The 15,025-nt window shown below is 39.5% G+C and carries 14 protein-coding genes; 10 read left to right on the plus strand and 4 right to left on the minus strand.

The features are described from left to right. Nucleotides 1-83 precede the first annotated feature (83 nt). The 6 genes from uvrB (at nucleotide 84) to whiA (ending at nucleotide 9,093) form a co-directional block, all read left to right on the plus strand. Nucleotides 84-2,078 carry an excinuclease ABC subunit UvrB gene (gene uvrB / locus IW510_RS09245; protein WP_202058868.1) on the plus strand — a complete coding sequence of 665 codons (1,995 nt, stop codon included), beginning with the start codon at nucleotides 84-86 and terminating at the stop codon, nucleotides 2,076-2,078. Nucleotides 2,079-2,088: 10 nt separating this feature from the next. Then, nucleotides 2,089-4,905, plus strand: coding sequence for an excinuclease ABC subunit UvrA (gene uvrA / locus IW510_RS09250; protein ID WP_202058870.1), 2,817 nt, complete (start codon nucleotides 2,089-2,091; stop codon nucleotides 4,903-4,905). 347 nt (nucleotides 4,906-5,252) lie between these two features. Beyond that, the gene (locus IW510_RS09255) at nucleotides 5,253-5,459 is read left to right on the plus strand and encodes a hypothetical protein (protein WP_202058872.1); all 207 of its coding nucleotides are present in this window, start codon (nucleotides 5,253-5,255) and stop codon (nucleotides 5,457-5,459) included. Nucleotides 5,460-6,249: 790 nt separating this feature from the next. Continuing rightward, a complete protein-coding gene (gene rapZ, locus IW510_RS09260; RefSeq protein ID WP_202058874.1) occupies nucleotides 6,250-7,134 on the plus strand; it encodes an RNase adapter RapZ in 885 nt (294 codons plus the stop codon). Beyond that, the gene (locus IW510_RS09265; protein WP_202058876.1) at nucleotides 7,131-8,123 is read left to right on the plus strand and encodes a gluconeogenesis factor YvcK family protein; all 993 of its coding nucleotides are present in this window, start codon (nucleotides 7,131-7,133) and stop codon (nucleotides 8,121-8,123) included. The genes rapZ and IW510_RS09265 overlap by 4 nt, the downstream gene beginning before the upstream one ends. Nucleotides 8,124-8,157: 34 nt before the next feature. Further along, nucleotides 8,158-9,093: a DNA-binding protein WhiA gene (gene whiA / locus IW510_RS09270; RefSeq protein ID WP_202058878.1), complete on the plus strand. Its 936-nt coding sequence runs from the start codon at nucleotides 8,158-8,160 to the stop codon at nucleotides 9,091-9,093. Nucleotides 9,094-9,168: 75 nt separating this feature from the next. Here whiA and IW510_RS09275 read toward each other — a convergent pair whose 3' ends face one another. Further along, the gene (locus tag IW510_RS09275) at nucleotides 9,169-10,035 is read right to left on the minus strand and encodes a hypothetical protein (RefSeq protein ID WP_202058880.1); all 867 of its coding nucleotides are present in this window, start codon (nucleotides 10,033-10,035) and stop codon (nucleotides 9,169-9,171) included. A gap of 45 nt (nucleotides 10,036-10,080) precedes the next feature. After that, on the minus strand, nucleotides 10,081-10,581 hold the full coding sequence (locus IW510_RS09280) for a flavodoxin domain-containing protein (RefSeq protein WP_202058882.1): 501 nt from the start codon (nucleotides 10,579-10,581) through the stop codon (nucleotides 10,081-10,083). A 170-nt stretch (nucleotides 10,582-10,751) separates the two neighbouring features. Here IW510_RS09280 and IW510_RS09285 point away from each other — a divergent pair, with 170 nt between their 5' ends. Continuing rightward, on the plus strand, nucleotides 10,752-11,351 hold the full coding sequence (locus IW510_RS09285; protein ID WP_202058884.1) for a TetR/AcrR family transcriptional regulator: 600 nt from the start codon (nucleotides 10,752-10,754) through the stop codon (nucleotides 11,349-11,351). An 80-nt stretch (nucleotides 11,352-11,431) separates the two neighbouring features. Here IW510_RS09285 and IW510_RS09290 read toward each other — a convergent pair whose 3' ends face one another. Both IW510_RS09290 and clpP read right to left on the minus strand, forming a co-directional pair. Then, entirely contained in the window at nucleotides 11,432-11,953 is a 522-nt protein-coding gene (locus IW510_RS09290) for a DsbA family protein (protein ID WP_202058886.1), read from the minus strand. Between the two features lie 175 nt (nucleotides 11,954-12,128). After that, nucleotides 12,129-12,722 (minus strand): ATP-dependent Clp endopeptidase proteolytic subunit ClpP, encoded by a 594-nt coding sequence (clpP, locus tag IW510_RS09295; RefSeq protein WP_086349103.1) that lies wholly within the window; start codon nucleotides 12,720-12,722, stop codon nucleotides 12,129-12,131. 312 nt (nucleotides 12,723-13,034) lie between these two features. Here clpP and IW510_RS09300 point away from each other — a divergent pair, with 312 nt between their 5' ends. The 3 genes from IW510_RS09300 to IW510_RS09310 are packed head-to-tail and all read left to right on the plus strand — an operon-like array spanning nucleotide 13,035 to nucleotide 15,017. Further along, complete coding sequence (locus IW510_RS09300) at nucleotides 13,035-13,313, plus strand: TIGR04197 family type VII secretion effector (protein ID WP_202058888.1); 279 nt, start codon at nucleotides 13,035-13,037, stop codon at nucleotides 13,311-13,313. Continuing rightward, nucleotides 13,310-13,684 (plus strand): DUF3958 family protein, encoded by a 375-nt coding sequence (locus IW510_RS09305; RefSeq protein WP_202058889.1) that lies wholly within the window; start codon nucleotides 13,310-13,312, stop codon nucleotides 13,682-13,684. The genes IW510_RS09300 and IW510_RS09305 overlap by 4 nt, the downstream gene beginning before the upstream one ends. Next, nucleotides 13,674-15,017 carry a T7SS effector LXG polymorphic toxin gene (locus tag IW510_RS09310; protein WP_202058891.1) on the plus strand — a complete coding sequence of 448 codons (1,344 nt, stop codon included), beginning with the start codon at nucleotides 13,674-13,676 and terminating at the stop codon, nucleotides 15,015-15,017. The genes IW510_RS09305 and IW510_RS09310 overlap by 11 nt, the downstream gene beginning before the upstream one ends. Nucleotides 15,018-15,025: the final 8 nt, after the last annotated feature.

Here is a 15,025-nt window from a genome sequence, read left to right on the forward strand (position 1 = left end):
GGTATGTTAAAATGATTCAGGGAGTAGATTTTGTACTCTTTTCCTTTTTTAGTGAGAATGACTACACGAAGGGAGAATATCAGATGATTGAAAGAGATAACTCGAGAAAATTTGAATTGGTTTCTAAATATCAACCGGATGGCGACCAGCCGCAAGCGATTGAAAAGCTGATAGAAGGAGTCGAGGGTGGAGAGAAAGCCCAGATTCTTCTAGGAGCGACCGGAACCGGTAAAACATTCACGATTTCAAACGTTATAAAGGAAGTAAATAAACCGACACTTGTAATTGCGCATAACAAAACACTGGCAGGACAGCTGTATGGAGAGTTCAAAGAATTCTTTCCAAATAATGCAGTAGAGTACTTTGTCAGCTATTATGATTTCTATCAGCCGGAAGCATATGTTCCTTCCAGTGATACGTATATTGAAAAAGATGCCAGTATCAACGATGAAATTGACAAGCTGCGCCACTCTGCAACAAGTGCATTGCTGGAACGAAATGATGTAATAGTTGTTGCCTCAGTTTCCTGTATCTTTGGTTTGGGGGACCCTGAAAAGTATAACGATCAGGTTGTTTCTTTGCGGGTTGGTATGGAAATTGAACGCGGAGAGCTGTTGAAAAAACTGGTAGGCATTCAGTTTGAGCGCAACGACATAGATTTTCAACGGGGACGTTTTCGTGTCAGAGGAGATGTTGTAGAAATTTTTCCTGCCTCAAGAGATGATCATGCTTTGAGAGTAGAATTTTTTGGTGATGAAATTGAGCGGATTAGAGAAGTTGATGCCTTGACCGGTGAGATTCTGGGAGAGACAGAGCACGTTGCGATTTTTCCGGCCACTCACTTTGTGACGGATGATGATCATATGGAGCACTCTATCGAAAAAATACAGACAGAGCTGGATGAGCGTCTGAAAGTTCTACGTTCTGAAAATAAACTTTTAGAAGCACAGAGATTGGAACAACGAACGAATTATGATATCGAAATGATGCGCGAGATGGGCTATACTTCAGGAATTGAAAACTATTCGAGACATATGGATGGACGTCAGGAAGGGGAACCGCCATACACATTGTTGGACTTCTTTCCAGATGATTTTCTGTTGGTAATCGATGAGTCACATGTGACGATGCCTCAGGTCAGAGGGATGTATAATGGGGACCGGGCACGAAAACAGATGCTGGTGGACTATGGCTTCCGTTTGCCTAGCGCATTGGATAATCGACCGTTACGATTAGAAGAATTTGAAAAACATGTTCATCAGATTGTCTATGTTTCTGCAACACCTGGACCTTATGAGCATGAACAGACGGATACTGTTATTCAGCAAATTATTCGTCCAACAGGCTTGCTTGATCCGGTTATCGAGGTTCGTCCAATTATGGGACAAATTGATGACCTAGTTGGTGAGATTAATGAGCGTGTCGAGAAAAATCAGCGCGTATTTGTTACGACACTAACGAAGAAAATGGCTGAGGATTTGACCGATTACTTTAAAGAACTTGGGATTAAGGTCAAATACCTGCATAGTGATATCAAGACATTGGAGCGAACAGAGATTATCCGAGATTTGCGTTTAGGGGAATTTGATGTTCTTATCGGGATTAACCTTCTGAGAGAAGGACTCGATGTGCCGGAGGTTTCTTTGATTGCCATCTTAGATGCAGATAAAGAAGGCTTCCTGCGAAGTGAGCGTTCTCTTGTTCAGACGATTGGTCGAGCGGCCAGAAATGAAGAAGGTAAGGTTATCATGTACGCAGACAAGATAACTGATTCTATGCAAAAAGCAATGGATGAAACGGCGCGTCGTCGTACAATCCAGCAAAAATATAATGAAGACCACGGCATTGTTCCTAAAACGATTATTAAAGAAATTCGTGACCTAATCATGGTTTCTAAGGTGGCAGAGGACGATGAAGAATATACAGTAAGCAAGTCTTATGACAAATTGACAAAACAGGAAAAAGACGATTTGCTGATGAAGCTGGAAAAGGAAATGAAGGATGCTGCCAAAGCGCTTGATTTTGAAGCGGCAGCAACGTTGAGAGATACGATTCTGGAATTAAAAGCTTCAGACTAGGAGGTAAAAAATGGCAAACGATAAAATCGTGATTCACGGAGCGAGAGCTCATAATTTAAAAAATGTAGATGTAACTATTCCAAGAGACAAGCTAGTTGTTGTGACCGGCTTGTCTGGATCGGGGAAAAGCTCTTTGGCTTTTGATACATTGTATGCGGAGGGTCAAAGAAGATATGTGGAGAGCTTATCTGCATATGCACGTCAGTTCTTAGGACAGATGGATAAACCGGATGTTGACAGTATTGACGGCTTGAGCCCTGCAATTTCCATCGATCAGAAAACAACGAGTAAAAATCCTCGGTCAACAGTTGGAACAGTGACCGAGATTAATGATTATCTTCGTTTGCTGTTTGCTCGTGTTGGGCATCCTATTTGTCCAAACGACAATATTGAAATTACCAGCCAATCTGTTGAACAAATGGTTGATCGTGTACTGGAGCTTCCTGAACGGACGAAAATTCAGATTATGGCACCTGTTATTGTGAAGAAAAAGGGACAACACAAGAAAGTATTTGAGTCAATTCAAAAAGATGGATATGTTCGTGTTCGTGTAGATGGTGAAGTATATGATTTGAGTGAAGTTCCTGAGCTTGAGAAGAATAAGAAGCATGACATTGAAATCATCATTGACAGAATCATTGTAAAAGAAGGCATTCGTTCACGCCTGTTCGACTCTTTTGAAGCGGCACTCCGTCTGGCTGAAGGTTATGCGCTGGTGGATGTCGATGGAAAAGATGAATTACTGTTCAGCGAGCATTATGCTTGTCCTTATTGCGGCTTTACAGTAGGTGAATTGGAACCGCGTCTGTTTTCGTTCAATGCACCATTTGGAGCGTGTCCGGACTGTGATGGTCTTGGTATGAGACTTGAAGTCGATCGTGACCTTGTCATTCCTGACCCGACAAAAACGTTGAAGGGGGGTGCAGTGGCACCTTGGAACCCTATCAGCTCGCAATACTATCCACAGATGCTGGAGCAAGCGGCTGCCAGTTTTGGTATTGACGTCGACACACCATTTAATGAATTACCAAAAGAGCATCAGGATATTATTCTAAATGGCTCAAATGGCGAAATGTTCCATTTTCACTATGAAAATGATTTTGGCGGTGTTCGTGATGTTGATGTTCCCTTTGAAGGAATCTTGAAAAATATCAAGCGTCGATATAATGAAACAAATAGTGACTTTACGAGAGAACAAATGCGTTCATATATGACAGAATTACCTTGCCGTACCTGCAAAGGCTACCGTCTGAATCCTCAGGCACTGGCTGTGAAGGTGAACGGAACCAGCATTGCAGAAGTTAGTGAGCTGGCTATCAAGAATAGTTTGCCTTTCTTTGAGCAATTAGACTTATCCGAGCAGGAGCAGATGATTGCCAGACCGATTCTGAAAGAAGTGAAGGATCGTTTGACGTTTCTTGAAAATGTTGGTTTGGAGTATCTAACTCTCAGTCGAGCGTCTGGCTCACTGTCCGGTGGAGAAGCACAACGGATTCGTTTGGCAACTCAGATTGGATCAAATCTTTCCGGTGTATTGTATATTCTGGATGAGCCTTCTATTGGTCTTCATCAGCGAGATAATGATCGATTGATCGAGTCTTTGAAGAAGATGCGTGATCTTGGAAATACATTGATTGTGGTTGAACACGATGAAGACACGATGCGGGCTGCTGATTACCTGATTGATGTCGGTCCCGGTGCAGGAGAACAGGGTGGACAGATTGTTGCTTCTGGTACACCAGAGGAAGTGACAGAAAATCCTGCTTCTTTAACTGGCCAATATTTGTCCGGTAAAAAAGTAATTCCCGTACCGACTAAGCGCCGTAAGGGAAATGGCAAAGCAATCAAGGTGACGGGAGCAGCTGAAAATAATCTGAAAAACTTGAATGTAGAATTCCCGTTAGGTGAGTTCGTTGCCGTAACCGGTGTTTCCGGATCAGGAAAAAGCACGTTGGTGAATCAGATTTTGAAAAAGGCATTAGCTCAAAAAATCAATCGTAATTCTAATAAGCCTGGAAAGCATAAGAGTGTAACCGGCTATAAGAGTATTGAAAAAATTATTGATATTGATCAAAGCCCAATTGGACGGACACCACGTAGTAATCCGGCAACCTATACGAGTGTTTTTGATGACATTCGGGACTTGTTTGCGAAGACGAATGAAGCGAAAGTACGAGGCTATAAAAAAGGGCGTTTCAGCTTCAACGTGAAAGGCGGACGTTGCGAGGCTTGTCGTGGCGATGGAATTATCAAGATAGAGATGCATTTTCTGCCGGATGTATATGTTCCTTGCGAAATTTGTCATGGGAAACGTTATAATTCAGAAACCTTAGATGTGCATTACAAAGGAAAGAATATTGCTGATATACTTGAAATGACTGTTGAAGACGCTGTTGCATTCTTTGAACCTATTCCTAAAATTCATCGTAAGCTGCAGACGATACTGGATGTGGGCTTAGGCTATGTGACGTTAGGTCAGCCTGCTACGACACTTTCAGGTGGGGAAGCTCAACGAATGAAGCTAGCTAGTGAACTTCATCGTATCTCTAATGGGAAAAACTTCTATATCTTGGATGAACCAACAACTGGACTTCATACAGATGATATCTCTCGATTGTTGGATGTCTTGAATCGTCTGGTCGAAGCGGGAAATACTGTTCTGGTTATTGAGCATAACTTAGATATGATAAAATCAGCGGATCATGTGATTGATCTTGGTCCGGAAGGTGGAGATGGCGGAGGAACAATCGTCGGAATTGGAACACCTGAAGAGATTGCTGAGATTAAAGAAAGTTACACAGGACAATATTTGAAACGCGTTCTTTAAATTGGTATACTCCATTTAAGGGTGGATTATGATAATTGTTAAGAAAAATATAAATTTTATTAATATAGCAAATAATCTTGCTTTTGATTCGTTCATAGCGTACAATCAAAGCCAGATAGACAGATTATTGATATGAATTGGTCTATATCTATCTCTCTATAAATAATCCGTTCAAAAAAGAGAAAGAAGCCCCTTTGCTTAGAAAAAGCAAAGGGGCTTCTTTCTCTTTGCTCATCCTGTTCTAAAAAAAGTCAAAAAAAGAAAAAATCTATCAGAATATTGAATGAGCACAGGAAATTTTTCATGCTATTCTATAGGTATAAACCATATAGAGAAGAGGCGATAAAATGGATAGAGGAAATATCAGAGTTGGTGGTACCTATCTATGCAGCGCAGATCAATTGTCATGGTCTTTTATCGGCAGAGCTGTTTCTATGGAAAAACACATGGTGCAAGTTGAATTACTTAAATGTCATCCGTCAGATCGTACGGCACTAGAAAGTGATAATCCTGTGTTGAATGTAAATTACTTAAGTATCCTTGATGCTGTTTAGAGGGAATATAGGGGAATGATTATCGAAGGCGAATGCCTTCTTTTTTTGTTTTAAGAGTCAAAAGCTTCCTTTGATACGCCCGGAATGTTATAATTAGTGAAATGCTCTGAAATACTGTTCTTGGTACTACTGAGCATTTATAGACTCAATAATGGTTTTAAGAAGATAATATACCTCAATTAAAAGTTGCTTGTTAAGAGGATAAGAAGGTATATAAAGAATGTGTTTGAGAAGTCTCACCAATAAATATCAAGCCACTAAAATGAGGAAACGAGGAAGGACTAAGGAAGCAACGCTCCCTGTAGTCGCCTTGTACTGAGCCACATCAACTCTGCAAAGTAGTCGTTGTGTGTTACAGCAAACAGTTTCCCTTTTACCAAGAATACTAGGGAAACAGATATCGGACCACCAGAATGAAGAATTAGGGAAGTTATCTGACCTGATTCGTCCACAAAAAGAAGGAGGGCCATTATTCTGTTGTAGGGCCATCTAGAAATAATGGACATCGGACCACCAAAATGAAGAATCAGGGAAGTTATCATCTGACCTGATTCATCCACAAAGAAGAGGAGAGCCATTTCCCTTTTGCCAAAAATGCTAGGGAACTGGACATCGGACCATCAAAATGAGAAAACTGTGAAATTACTTGAGCAGTTTCTACAATATATAAAAGGAGAACAGTTTCCCTTTTATCAAGAATACTAGGGAAACAGATATCGGACCACCAGAATGAAGAATCAGGGAAGTTATCTGACCTGATTCATCCACAAAGAAGAGGAGAGCGATTTCCATGGTAGATAATTTACAATTAGTTATTATTACAGGTATGAGTGGGGCTGGTAAAACAGTTGCTATTCAATGTTTTGAAGATATGGGGTATTTTTGTATTGATAATATGCCTCCAAGTCTGATCCCAAAATTTTGGGAGCTGATTAAAGAGTCTGGAAAGGTTTCTAAGATTGCGTTAGTCGTTGACTTACGTTCTCGTTCTTTCTTTAGAGAAATTCAAAATATGCTGGTAGAAATCGAGAATACAAATGTTATCGATACAACCGTTATGTTCTTAGATGCGACAGACGAAGAGCTTGTTTCACGTTATAAAGAAACTAGGAGAACACACCCATTGGCGATGGATGGTCTAATTACTGAGGGTATTCGAAAAGAAAGAGGCTTGCTGGAGGAAATTAAGGGAGATGCTCAACTGGTCATTGATACGACAGAATTATCCCCTCGTCAGTTAAGAGAAAGAATCAGTAATGAATTCCGCTCAAAGGATACCCATGAATTTAGAATCGAAATGGTTTCATTTGGTTTCAAATATGGATTGCCGATAGATGCTGATATCGTAATGGATGTTCGTTTTCTGCCAAATCCACACTATATTCCTGAGCTGCGGCCACTTACAGGGATGGATAAAGCAGTTTATGACTATGTGATGAATTTTCCGGAAACCGAGGAATTTTATACAAGATTTACAGGTTTATTAGAATATGTTTTACCAGGATACAGAAAAGAAGGAAAGTCGAATGTGACGATTGCTATTGGTTGTACAGGCGGTCAACACCGTTCTGTTGCCTTAACAGAGCGCATTTTTAAGGAATTAGAGAAAATTTATCATGTGAATGTTACACATCGAGATAAAGATAAGAGGAAAGAGACGGTGAATCGCTCATGAAAACTTATCGAATCCGCAAGCCTAAAATTGTTGTTGTTGGTGGGGGAACAGGTTTGCCGGTGATTTTGAAGAGTCTTCGAAATCAAGGAGCAGACATTACAGCTGTAGTGACAGTTGCTGATGATGGCGGGAGTAGCGGCGAGATTCGAAAGTCAATGAACTTGACACCGCCCGGAGATTTAAGAAATGTGTTAGTGGCTCTCTCTGACATGCCTCAGCTATATGAAGATATTTTTCAATATCGTTTCAATGAAAAGGATAAGTATTTTGCAAACCACGCTATAGGTAATCTGATTATCGCAGCAGTTTCTGAGATGAGAGGCAGCACTTATGAAGCCATTCAGTTGCTGTCGAAGATGATGCATGTGGACGGACATATCTATCCATCATCAGAAAGACCGTTAACTCTTCATGCTGTCTTTAAGGATGGCACAGTGGCTGTCGGTGAATCGAACATCGCGGTAGATCGAAAGACGATTGATCACGTGTTTGTTACGAATACAAATGATGAGGAACAACCAAAAGCAGCTAGAAAAGTTGTGACGGCGATTGAAGAGGCAGATATGATTGTTTTAGGTCCCGGTAGTCTGTTCACAAGTATTCTGCCTAATTTAGTTATCGGGGAAATTGGTGAGGCTATTCTTAAGCGAACTGGTGAAGTGGTTTATATTTGTAATATCATGACCCAGAAGGGTGAAACAGAACATTTTACTGATGCTGACCATATCCGCGTGCTCCATGAACATTTAGGAGAGAAATTTGTAGATACCGTTTTGGTAAATACTGAGCTGGTTCCTGACGGCTATATGGATTTTGATGTCTACGATGAGTATCTTGTTCAGGTTGTCCATGATTTTCAAGGACTTAGAGATGCTGGGTGTCGCGTAATTTCAACTGATTTCTTGGAACTGAGAAACGGTGGCGTTTTCCATGATGGAGATAAAGTAGTGGAAGAGCTTTTCCGAATCGTCTTCGGAGCGAAATATTAATCAATAACATACTATCGGAAAGGAGGCATAAGCTATGTCATTTGCATCAGATGTCAAAAAGGAACTGACGACACTGGAAGTGCATAGAGAGCATGCCCGCGCAGAACTGGCAGCACTTATTCGAATGAATGGTTCCCTGAGCTTGGTCAATCAGCATTTTGTTTTGAATGTACAGACGGAGAATGCAGCCATTGCAAGAAGAATCTATTCGCTGCTGAAGGATCATTACGATGTTCGCTCAGAGCTTTTAGTGAGAAGAAAGATGAAGTTAAAAAAGAACAACGTATATATTGTTCGTTTGAAGCAGGATACGGAGTCTGTATTAGCGGATTTGGATATCATGGACGGGTTGATGTTTCAGGATCATGTGTCAGAAGAGATTGTTGGGAATGCACAGAAAATGCGCTCCTATCTACGTGGTGCCTTTATGGCTACTGGGTCTGTCAATAATCCGGAGACAAGCAGGTACCACCTTGAGATATTCTCAATCTATGAGGAGCATAACAATGATATTTGCGATATGTTAAACTATTATGATTTAAATGCTCGAACGTTGGAACGTAGGAGCGGTTATATTTCTTATCTAAAGGGAGCAGAGAAAATTGCTGATTTTCTCACGTTGATTGGCGCAACAAATTCAATGCTGAAATTTGAGGATGTGCGAATTGTTCGTGATATGAGAAACTCAGTCAATCGTCTCGTGAATTGTGAGACAGCGAACCTCAACAAAACAATTGATGCAGCTTCTAAGCAAATAGAAAATATTCAATATATTGATAATACTGTTGGCTTACAGGCGCTGCCTGGTAAATTACAGGAAATCGCCGAGCTTCGTTTGGAGCATCCTGAGGTTAGTCTGAAGGAGTTGGGGGAAATGATTCCTTCCGGTATGATTTCAAAATCAGGTATTAATCATCGCATTCGTAAAATTAATGAGTTTGCAGATAAATTACGAGAACAAAGCGCTTAACATTTTTAAAGAACATTTCAGTTTGTAAATAAACAGACTGAAATGTTCTTTTTTGTTGCAGAAAGCTGTTTGAAACTAACAGCTTAAATGCTTGAAGTAGCGGAAGGAATAGTTGAGAGAAAATGCTGATAGGAGAATGAAACTAATAACCTTTGTAAGCAGTGCAATCATTGGAAGCTCAATTCCGGCAAGCAGCATGATGCCCGTTTGGAGTATAACCATCAAACCAACTGCTGTACACAAAATGAGTGTTAGTGGTAAATAAATATACGCTTGTGGCTCTTCTTTTCTCAGCAAATACAGAACAATGAAAATAAAAGGACTGACGACACTCATATCTATAACATAAGTAATTTCTGTAGTATAGATATCTATTTGCTCTAGGCTTTGTCCTGACAGCAAAGAAGAAAGGATGTCAGGCAGCCAAGCTGCAAATAAGGAGAGTCCTGCAATAAACAGAAGCAGTCGAACACCCCGCGTATTGGGATTCCACGCTTGTTTTTCAGCAAGCTGCTGTGAATGCAGTTGAATCAAGCAGCAAATAGAACCGAAGAAAGACGAACCAAAGCTGGCGATGTAAATCAAATGCAGGGGATTGTAAACGACGCCAAAGCCTTGACTAAAAGAATAATAAAGCTGAACAGAGAGAAGCCCGGTTAATAAAAGTAATGATTTTTGACTGTTACTATGTCTATATTTGACTAAATGGAAGGCTAAAAAAATCAGGACAAAAAACATAGTGATATCTGTTCCGATAAGTATTGGCGCTTTGAAATAGGAGTCATGGGCGTAAATGCCAGCTCCCCATAAAGTAATTGTTTTTCCATATTGATTGAGAACCTCATAAGAATGACTTGCGTCAAAGGATAAAATGCCGACAATTGCTGAAAGTAATCCTGTTAGGATTGATATTGTAGTAAGAGCTTCAATTTTCTTTTTCATTTGTTTCCTCCTTTATGTCAGATCTCTTTTTTCAGTTATTTGATTTTACTGGTTCATTAGAGAGAGAAGCTCATTCAAATTTTCTTCATGCACCTGCTGATGACTTGTTTTTAAGTTTAAGGAGAGCTGATTATCGGAGAATATTTTCTTCAAAATCATCTTTTCAACTATGTTCATCTTATTTGTTAGACAAATACCACCAATAAATAACGTTGCCGATGCGTGTTGTCGCAGCTTGTCAGGAAAGACAGTACGGAGCTGTGTCTCTATTTTAGTCGGTTCCCATTGAATACCTGTATTGGCCAAAAATAGACGCTTTTCTTTGAGTCGGACAGTATTTTCCTGTAGAAATCGAATGGCTGGTTTTCGTAAATTTCCTGCATAGGTCGGAGCTGCGAATAAAATCTGGTCATAATCAGATGATTGAATGGTCGAAAATTCTTTCATTTGTAAAAGCGTAGTTGAATGGTGTAATTGAGTACAAAGCCTATTCATTATTTCCAGTGTACCACCTCTTTTAGAATCATAAACAATTAATGTGTTCACTATTTTCTCTCCTTTTTTGAACAAAGTTTATTAAATGAACGATGTTCATTTTTATATAATAATAGCACAACAAAAAAAGAAGTAAAGAAAATAATGATTGAAAATAATGAATAGTTTTACTATAGTAGGAGATAAGATTGAAATGAACAGTGTTTATAAGGAGAAGAGATATGGACAGTAAAGTAAGAAAAGAACAAGAACGCAGAATGCTTGAGAATAAAATTGTTGATGCTGCTGTTGCAATTATTACCGAAGAAGGATTTAGTAAGCTTTCCATTCGAAAAATTGCAACAAAAATTGGTTATGCACCGGGAACAATTTATAATTATTACAAGAATAAGGATGAAATATTGGATCATATTTACTATACTGTCTATTTGGAAACTGTAGAAAAAGTCAAAGCGACACTGGCAGTCAGTAAAAACTTGCCGGAAAACGAGCAGCTTAGAATGAGTAGTCTGATATTTATCTATACACTAACAAAATATCCCGAAAAATTTAAAGTTGTCATGCTGCGAACCAAGGAAGAGGATAGTCAAGAGGCACCGACTGGCGAAGATAAACAAGGAACGGATATTTTACAGAAAATGATTGCAGATGGAAAAGAAAAGGGCTTGTTTCCGGCGGCAACAGATACTTCTGCGGAATTATTACTGGTTGCGTTGATGGGGTTTGTATTCCATATTGTCAACAACGATATTTCTTTGGACGAGCAGGGCAAAGTAATGGCTGAGGCCTATGTGGATTTTCTGATTTCGGGGTTGAAATAGCAAATAAGCGGAACAGCAATTATCTTATCATTGCTGTTCCGCTTATTTTTAGTTGACTGAATGTCTCTAAATCAATGTACTTACTTTTCGTTTAGAATGTCCAGAAGCTCTTCTCTTGAAATGTTTTCGTCAAAAATATGATCGTTAACAATTACAGTGGGAACAAACTTGATGTTTGCGGCTTCAGCTTCGGCAATTACCTGTTGAGCAATTGCAGTGTTATCCATTTTAGACAGCTCCAGATTATCCTCAGCAAATTGTCTTACTCCATCTAATGACAATTTACCCCAATCATTTTGTGTCGCATAGATTTGGCGAATATCCGTTAGCCCTTTTAATGGCAGCTCGTAGTTGATATGCTCATGCATGACATTTCCCGGCAATAGACTTTCCTTTTCCTTATCAAAGAGCTTGATAATTCGTTGTACTTTTCCTTCGTTGACATAGTCCGTTAATAGGTCGTAGTATTCTTCAAACCACTGTTTACAAAATGGGCAACGTACATTCATGAACTCGTACATTTTAATTGGTGCTGAGTCCTCTCCGATAACAAGTCCGGTCATTGTTTTTGCAGGTAAAGCGTTAATAATTGAAATATCCATGGATTGATAGCTCCTTTTATGAATTCATTGATTTTGTATTATGTGAGAGTTTGCCGTCACATGCTCCTTATTAAGTGTAACGTCTTTTCTCGCAAATCCAAAGTAAAAAGAACCTCCTTTCAAAAGTCAGAGGGTAACCACTGACTTTTAAAGAAGGTTCTTTGTCTAAGCATAATTAGCTTAAAGAGCTGCTGTTTTCCATCACTTCATCGATTAAGCCATAATCTTTTGCTTGTTGAGCAGTCATGAAGTTGTCACGGTCTGTATCCTTTTCAATCACTTCGATTGGTTGTCCGGTACGTTCAGCTAGAATTTTATTCAAGCGTTCACGTGTGTCCAGAATATGCTTCGCAGCAATCTCAATCTCTGTTGCTTGACCTTGGGCCCCGCCAAGAGGTTGGTGAATCATAATTTCTGCATTAGGGAGAGCAAAACGTTTGCCCTTTTGTCCTGCTGTCAGCAAGAAGCTTCCCATAGAAGCAGCCATCCCTAGAACGATTGTTTGAACATCTGCCTTAACAAAGTTCATTGTATCGAAAATAGCTAACCCAGCTGAAACACTTCCGCCTGGTGAGTTGATATACAGATAGATATCCTTTTCAGAATCCTGTGCATCAAGGAATAACAACTGCGCAATTACTGAGTTTGCTACATTGTCATCAATCGGACCGCTCAGCATGATGATTCTATCCTTCAATAAACGAGAGTAAATATCGTAGGCTCTTTCGCCACGAGATGATTGTTCAATAACTGTAGGTATTAAATTCATAGTTCATATCCTCCTATATAAAAAGCTTCGCAATGATATTTTAACATAATGCATCTTGTAATGCTTAAAAAAAGTATACTCTAAAGGTCAATAAAGGTCAATGAAATTGCATTCGAGAAATTTTTCAGAATTTTTATAGAATTTCAATTTCTGATTATCAAACACTTTTTTCTAAAAGAAAAAAATTGATAAATATTCGAATGAATAATATGGTAAAATTTTTTATGGTAACATTTGGAAGCGCATTTTCTAAAATTGTTTTTAAATGAAGACAGAATCGGAGTTATTTGGAAATAAAAGGAGGAAGTAATTGTGGGAGAGGTTTCTACAAATTCCAGTATTGCTGGGCGTTTGGCAACAGATATTTTTTCGTCAATGGACACATTAAATAGTAATTTGTCAGTAACAAAAGACAGTCAATCGACTGTAAATGGGAATACTAGCGCTCATGAAGCCATTGATGACCTAAGCTCTATGGTCCAAGCAGTTTGTTCAGCAATAGGGACAGATGCAAACAATTTGAAGAGCGTAGCAGCAGAGTTTGAAGCCGCTGATCTTTCTGTTCGTCAAATGATGAGTGGTCCTCTATGAGTAATGAAAATAAGACAATTAATCAATGGGACGAGTTGTCTTTAGAAGAACGGAAAATTGAAAATGCAATGGACGAAGCGACAGAAATGAAACGAAAAATTGCCAGAATCGAAGATGAGTACGAAGAACTGTTTGCCCATACAACGCATTTAGCCGAGCGTTTGGATAAATTTTCAAAAAATGAAAGCGACCGATACTTATTTGAGGATATACAGTGGCAAATTCGACAAAAGCAAAAAGATGTTTTTCATTATTTAGAGGATGAAAAAGATACATTGCAAAAAGAATTGAAAGAGTTGGAAGATAGAGACAACGAAATTTTTTATGAAAAGAAAAAAATGTTAGTAGAGGAGGAGTACGATGGGAACTGATGTCGATATGTATCTTGGGGCTTCTCAATCACAAGCGGGAAGTGCAGACAGGGCATGCCGAAGCTATCAGAGTGGTATAGAGAGTTTACAGGGGAGCATTAAGAATTTTGGTGCTGATCAATCATTAAAGGGAGATGCCTACAGGTCTGCAAAGACCTATTTCCAATCTGTTTATGAGCCGTTGCTACAAGGGTTGAAATTAGTAGCTGAAGCAACTGGAGAGTCTGTTAAAAAATTGCCGGAGAAATACATTTCTGAAGTAGACAGCTGCGATTTACGCTCATCAGAGCTGGAGAACGAGATTGAGGAGTGGGATCAGCAAATTCAAAGGCTGAACGAACAGCTTCAATTTGTTAAGTCAGAGCTGCCTGTTTCAAGTGAACGGGTTCAGCATATCAAGCTGATTAACAGCTTAATCAATGACTATACAGAAGTTAAGCGAAAGCTGGAAGAAAAGTTGGAAAAGCTCCTGTCTTTTAATGCCTCTTCTACAACTATATTTTCGGAGCTGGATGCTTTAAAAAGTGCTGTAAATCAAGGATTGGCACAGGTTAGCGGAGGGAAAGGCTGGAATACAGCAACAGGTCAGTTCTCAACAGACGGACTTGATATGAGTTGGGTGAGCAAAATAAATCAGGCAAATAAAGAAAGCTCAACTAGAAAGCTGGAAGAAATCATATCTCCTCCTTTTTCAACGGGAAAAGCATTGGACTTTTATGATTTAGCAAGTGAAAATCCTGATATGGAAATTACGCCTGATATACTTGCTTGGTTACAGGAATACTCAGGAGATATCCAAGGATTGTTTGTTGACTTCAGCCTATCCGTACTTGAAGAGGGGCTAAAACAGCATGGCGATGATTGGGCAGTGTCTATAGGAACACTATTTGGAACCGTATATAATAATGCACCTTATGGGTCATGGACCAGTGGGGTTAATCAGTCAATTACTGCCGGTGTCACGAGCACAGCACAAACTACCTTCAACTCTACCACCAATGCTTTAGGATCAACAGCTTCCGCAAGTGGAATAGGTATTGGAATTGGAACGTTGTTAGGCTTGGCGACAGGAGATTCATTTGGTCAGGCACTTGCAAGTTCAGCAGTGACAACAGGGATTTCTTTGGGAATTACTGCTCTTTTTGTCAGTAATCCGGTGGGATTGGCCGCTGTAGCAACAGCTACAATAATATCCGTTGGTGTATCAGTCATCTACAATTACAACTTTTTAGGAATTAAAGATATTACTGAAGAAGTAGGTGGTTGGATTGATACTGGTTTGAGCAGTGTAGGCAATGCGCTAGGAAATACGTGGAATTCATTATGGAGTTGATAATATCC

The sequence above is a fragment of the Enterococcus sp. BWR-S5 genome (genome assembly GCF_016745255.1).
Lineage (GTDB): Bacteria > Bacillota > Bacilli > Lactobacillales > Enterococcaceae > Enterococcus_L.

Coding starts and splice junctions, on each gene's coding strand:
- uvrB (WP_202058868.1), top strand. CDS start 84: ATGATTGAAAGAGATAACTCGAGAAAATTTGAATTGGTTTCTAAATAT.
- uvrA (WP_202058870.1), top strand. CDS start 2,089: ATGGCAAACGATAAAATCGTGATTCACGGAGCGAGAGCTCATAATTTA.
- IW510_RS09255 (WP_202058872.1), top strand. CDS start 5,253: ATGGATAGAGGAAATATCAGAGTTGGTGGTACCTATCTATGCAGCGCA.
- rapZ (WP_202058874.1), top strand. CDS start 6,250: ATGGTAGATAATTTACAATTAGTTATTATTACAGGTATGAGTGGGGCT.
- IW510_RS09265 (WP_202058876.1), top strand. CDS start 7,131: ATGAAAACTTATCGAATCCGCAAGCCTAAAATTGTTGTTGTTGGTGGG.
- whiA (WP_202058878.1), top strand. CDS start 8,158: ATGTCATTTGCATCAGATGTCAAAAAGGAACTGACGACACTGGAAGTG.
- IW510_RS09275 (WP_202058880.1), bottom strand. CDS start 10,035: ATGAAAAAGAAAATTGAAGCTCTTACTACAATATCAATCCTAACAGGA.
- IW510_RS09285 (WP_202058884.1), top strand. CDS start 10,752: ATGGACAGTAAAGTAAGAAAAGAACAAGAACGCAGAATGCTTGAGAAT.
- IW510_RS09290 (WP_202058886.1), bottom strand. CDS start 11,953: ATGGATATTTCAATTATTAACGCTTTACCTGCAAAAACAATGACCGGA.
- clpP (WP_086349103.1), bottom strand. CDS start 12,722: ATGAATTTAATACCTACAGTTATTGAACAATCATCTCGTGGCGAAAGA.
- IW510_RS09305 (WP_202058889.1), top strand. CDS start 13,310: ATGAGTAATGAAAATAAGACAATTAATCAATGGGACGAGTTGTCTTTA.
- IW510_RS09310 (WP_202058891.1), top strand. CDS start 13,674: ATGGGAACTGATGTCGATATGTATCTTGGGGCTTCTCAATCACAAGCG.